At 42.5% G+C, this 5,145-nt stretch carries 3 protein-coding genes, 1 rRNA gene and 1 pseudogene; all 5 read left to right on the forward strand.

The features are described 5' to 3' along the window. Window positions 1-291: hypothetical protein (locus tag HMPREF9969_RS08180; RefSeq protein ID WP_036895546.1), on the forward strand; the 291-nt coding region annotated here is incomplete at its 5' end. Then, window positions 275-1,336: a relaxase/mobilization nuclease domain-containing protein gene (locus HMPREF9969_RS08185; RefSeq protein ID WP_009435350.1), complete on the forward strand. Its 1,062-nt coding sequence runs from the start codon at window positions 275-277 to the stop codon at window positions 1,334-1,336. The genes HMPREF9969_RS08180 and HMPREF9969_RS08185, both read left to right, overlap by 17 nt. A gap of 407 nt (window positions 1,337-1,743) precedes the next feature. Next, entirely contained in the window at window positions 1,744-2,604 is an 861-nt protein-coding gene (locus HMPREF9969_RS08190) for an OmpA family protein (protein ID WP_009435349.1), read from the forward strand. Window positions 2,605-2,860: 256 nt separating this feature from the next. Continuing rightward, a pseudogene (locus tag HMPREF9969_RS12610) lies at window positions 2,861-3,208 on the forward strand (DUF1304 domain-containing protein). Window positions 3,209-3,749: 541 nt separating this feature from the next. Next, window positions 3,750-5,145, forward strand: a 16S ribosomal RNA gene (locus HMPREF9969_RS08195); the annotation flags it as partial.

Consider the following 5,145-nt stretch of genomic DNA (forward strand, 5'->3'; position numbering starts at 1 on the left):
CGTAAGTTTTCCGATTACTGCCGTGAGATACTCCTAAGTGGAGAGGTGGCAGCCGTTCCCAAGATGACCGACAATGAAAGGGAAGCCATTTGTATACTTCAGCATACAGGACGGTTCTACGGGCAGATTTCTAACCTCATCAAAGTAAAAGATGAGAGATGGGTACATATTACACAGAACCTTTCGCTATGTGCCAAAGAGGCATTTAAGCGATTTTACGACCCCCATTTTCATGTGAACGATGAGATATATAAGGTCTTAAATCTAACAAGAGATGATAGGAAAATGTAAGGCGATAGCGCATGGCAGCACGGCTCTGGGCTATATCTTCAGAGAGGGCAAGCTCGGCTATCGGCTTGCCTTCCACAATCTTTGCAGCAGGGAGCCAAAGACTATCTATGAGGAAATGAAAGTGGTCAGCGACTATAACAGCCGTTGCAGGAACAAGTTCCTCCGCATTGAAATAGGCATCGCACCTCAGGACGAGAAAAAGCTGCCTGTGTCCGAACTTATGAGGATAGCCCATCTGTTTGCCAAACAAATGGGACTTGATAACCACCAATGGGTGGCAGTAACGCACAAGGACACCGACAACAGACACATTCACATCATCGCCAACCGCATCAGCCTATATGGAGAAGTCTATGATACCACTTTTGTGAGCAACAGGGCAGCGAGAGTGGCGGAGGAAATAAGCAGGGAGAAAAATTTGACTATCGCAAAGGAGGTCAAGATAGACAAAAAATACCAAAATGAAAAATCTAACCCAACGAGAGAGCAAACAAAGAAAGAGGTGCAACAAATCTGTTATTCCCTGCTTGACAAGTATAAAGGTACAGGCATCACGGGACACTCCATGTTCCTTTACGAGTTGAACAAGAATGGTATTACCATAGAGCACATGAAGAACAAGCAGGGCAAGGTCTATGGTTTGAAGTTCTCATTTGGCGGACAATCTTTCAAGGCATCGGAAGTGGGCAGGGAGTTTGGCTACCGTTCCTTGCAGAAAAACTTTGAAATAACCAACAAGGAAGAACCAAAGAAAACATATCGAATAATACAAGAGGCAACAGAAAAGAAAGAACAACCTGATGCAGGTTATCAACTTGTGCCTCCAAGTCGTTCCTCTATCTCACGAGACAATGACACGCCACAAGCGCAGAACTCCATTGGTGCAGTGGCAGACACCATCGTTGGTGCAGCCGATGATGTGGTGGAAGGGTTGGGCGATTTGATTACACCAAGTACACAAGGCAATGACTATGCAGAAACAGCGTGGCAGCGCAAGCTCAGGAACCAAGCCAACAGAAAGAAGAAGCGAGGACGTGGATTGTAGTCCAATCACAAATCGCATTATAAAAGTGCAGAAAGAAGAATATCTCATTAAAAACGCTTGTTGTTCGCCAGCAAAGTATTATCTTTGCAAAAAGAATAACAAGCGTTCTTTGTTAGGCAGAAAACAGCGAAGCCAAGTAGCTCGCTCGTTTCCAAATCGTTACCAGTATAGTTATACTAAAAAGGTAACTTCTTTATTTTCAGTTAGATACACTTTAATAAATATCTTGGCTTGTAATATGTGCTCTTTTATTCTCTTGCAACAAGTTCTGTATAATTTTATCAAATTGTATCATGAATACAACAGATGAAAGTTAAAATAACTAAAGCATACGTCTAATCACTTGCTTTGGACTAGTTTATGATATATCTTTGTAGCAGAATACAAACAAATACGATTATACTATTATGAAAAAAGGTCTTTTTATAGGTGCTTTATTCGTTGGTGCGCTTGCTTTCAGTAGTTGTGCCAGCAAAAAGGATTTGGAGAATTGTCGTACAGAGAATAGTAAACTTACGGAAGACTATCAGAGTGCGAAGGAAACAATTGCAGCCAATAATGCTCGCATTAAGAGCTTGGAGGATCAGTTGGCTCAGGCAAGAGAAAGTGCTGCTGCACTACAAGGAAGTCTTGACAATAGTTTGAGAAATGCTAATTCGAACAACATAAATATTTCGAAGCTTGTTGATCAAATCAATGAGAGTAATCAGTATATTCGCCATTTAGTAGAGGTGAAGTCGAAGAGTGACTCATTGAATATGGTGCTGACGAATAACCTTACTCGCTCGTTGAGTCGTGAGGAGTTGAAGGAAGTTGATGTACAAGTTCTGAAGGGTGTTGTATATATCTCTTTAGCTGATAATATGCTTTATAAGAGTGGTTCTTACGAGATTAACGATCGTGCCGAGCAGACTTTAAGTAAGATTTCAAAGATTATTACCGATTATAAAGATTATGATGTTCTAATCGAAGGTAATACTGATAATGTGCCTATCAATACCGCAAATGACAAGATGAAGAATATCCGCAATAACTGGGATCTCTCTTGTTTGCGTGCAGCATCTGTAGTACAATATCTGCAAGATCATTTCAATGTTAATCCTAAGCGTTTGACAGCTGGTGGTCGTGGTGAGTATAACCCACTTGCAACTAACGATACTGAGTTGGGTAAGCAGCGTAACCGCCGTACGCAGATTATCATTACTCCAAAGCTTGATCAGTTTATGGATCTCATTGGTGAGGCTCCAGAGGCTAAGGCTACAAAGTAATCTGATTATGAATAATGACGTTCTGTCCTTGATTCTCCAGCGATGTTCACGGAGGTATAGGTGGATTTTGGCTGTATTTTCCGTATATATGATTTATTTCTGTGGAAAGTGTCTCGGAGAAGCATTGTGGTATTTATTACATTGATAGAACAGAAAATGTTGATAAATATAAATCTGCATCTTGTCTATTTAATATTGGCAAGGTGTAGATTTTTCCTTTATAATAATATAAGGCTTGTATATGGATATTACTTTTATGATTTTAGCTACATTGGTAGCTGTCGAACACATATATATAATGTGTCTTGAAACGATATTTACTAAATCGAGAACAACTGCGCGTACTTTTAATATGGATGTGGAGGAATTAAGTCGCCCATCTGTATCTACGTTATTTAAAAATTAAGGTGTCTATAACCTTTTATTGGCAGTGCTGATTTTAATAGCTGTTTGGGTAACGAATGATTTGTTTTGGGCGCGTTGTCTTTTGACATATGTAGCATTGGTAGCTATTTATGGCGGTTTTACAAGTAGTCCAGCTATTATTTTAAAGCAGGGCGCGCCTACTTTGGTGGCATTAATATATAGTTTTGTTCTATTATAGGTATTTGTTTTTTTTGGCTAAAATTGAAACTTCCTTTGTTTTCGATTTTGCGTTTAAGGGTTTATTTCTTGTTTTGTGGCTTTGTAGCGCTATTTTTGTTTTTTATAGCTTCCAGAACTGTGATAGGGGTTGTCTGATGCTGTTTTGGTTGATTTGTGTCAAGGTTTTGGTTATTTTTTAAGTTTTTTGAAAAATAATCTTCAAAACATTTGGTGGAAAAGGAATTTCTATATACTTTTGCATTCGCTTTACAAAACAAGCCACCTGGTAAGTTACTTAAAGCATATAAAGAAAGAGTTCTTTGAAAAGATTTACATAAACAGAGAAGTAGTACAAGAAGCGTCTGTTTGGTTATGAATCAAATAGATGGGTAAAAGAAACGAACCGATCAATTCAATTGAATTCCTATATAGGAAAAGGTGCTTTTAAAACTTGATACTAAAGGATAAGCATTCTGAAACAGAGATTACTCGGTGAAGTTTTGGGTTAAGTTGGTATTTATTACCCTTCTTACCTATTACTAATCACCCAAACATATTTTACAATGGAGAGTTTGATCCTGGCTCAGGATGAACGCTAGCTACAGGCTTAACACATGCAAGTCGAGGGGAAACGGCATTTAGTGCTTGCACCGAATGGACGTCGACCGGCGCACGGGTGAGTAACGCGTATCCAACCTTCCCATAACTAAGGAATAACCTGCCGAAAGGCAGACTAATACCTTATGTAATCCTTTGATGGCATCAGATAAGGATAAAAGATTTATCGGTTATGGATGGGGATGCGTCTGATTAGCTTGTTGGCGGGGTAACGGCCCACCAAGGCAACGATCAGTAGGGGTTCTGAGAGGAAGGTCCCCCACATTGGAACTGAGACACGGTCCAAACTCCTACGGGAGGCAGCAGTGAGGAATATTGGTCAATGGACGGAAGTCTGAACCAGCCAAGTAGCGTGCAGGATGACGGCCCTATGGGTTGTAAACTGCTTTTGTATGGGGATAAAGTCAATCACGTGTGATTGTTTGCAGGTACCATACGAATAAGGACCGGCTAATTCCGTGCCAGCAGCCGCGGTAATACGGAAGGTTCGGGCGTTATCCGGATTTATTGGGTTTAAAGGGAGCGTAGGCCGGAGATTAAGTGTGTTGTGAAATGTAGACGCTCAACGTCTGACTTGCAGCGCATACTGGTTTCCTTGAGTACGCACAACGTTGGCGGAATTCGTCGTGTAGCGGTGAAATGCTTAGATATGACGAAGAACTCCGATTGCGAAGGCAGCTGACGGGAGCGCAACTGACGCTGAAGCTCGAAGGTGCGGGTATCGAACAGGATTAGATACCCTGGTAGTCCGCACAGTAAACGATGGATGCCCGCTGTTGGTACCTGTATCAGCGGCTAAGCGAAAGCATTAAGCATCCCACCTGGGGAGTACGCCGGCAACGGTGAAACTCAAAGGAATTGACGGGGGCCCGCACAAGCGGAGGAACATGTGGTTTAATTCGATGATACGCGAGGAACCTTACCCGGGCTTGAATTGCAGAGGAAGGATTTAGAGATAATGACGCCCTTCGGGGTCTCTGTGAAGGTGCTGCATGGTTGTCGTCAGCTCGTGCCGTGAGGTGTCGGCTTAAGTGCCATAACGAGCGCAACCCCTCTCTTCAGTTGCCATCAGGTTAAGCTGGGCACTCTGGAGACACTGCCACCGTAAGGTGTGAGGAAGGTGGGGATGACGTCAAATCAGCACGGCCCTTACGTCCGGGGCTACACACGTGTTACAATGGCCGGTACAGAGGGACGGTGTAATGTAAATTACATCCAATCTTGAAAGCCGGTCCCAGTTCGGACTGGGGTCTGCAACCCGACCCCACGAAGCTGGATTCGCTAGTAATCGCGCATCAGCCATGGCGCGGTGAATACGTTCCCGGGCCTTGTACACAC

It is taken from the genome of Prevotella sp. oral taxon 306 str. F0472, assembly GCF_000257925.1.
GTDB lineage: Bacteria > Bacteroidota > Bacteroidia > Bacteroidales > Bacteroidaceae > Prevotella > Prevotella vespertina.

Excerpts from the sequence above, each read along its gene's own strand:
- HMPREF9969_RS08190 (WP_009435349.1), top strand. The coding sequence starts at position 1,744 with ATGAAAAAAGGTCTTTTTATAGGTGCTTTATTCGTTGGTGCGCTTGCT.
- HMPREF9969_RS08185 (WP_009435350.1), top strand. The coding sequence starts at position 275 with ATGATAGGAAAATGTAAGGCGATAGCGCATGGCAGCACGGCTCTGGGC.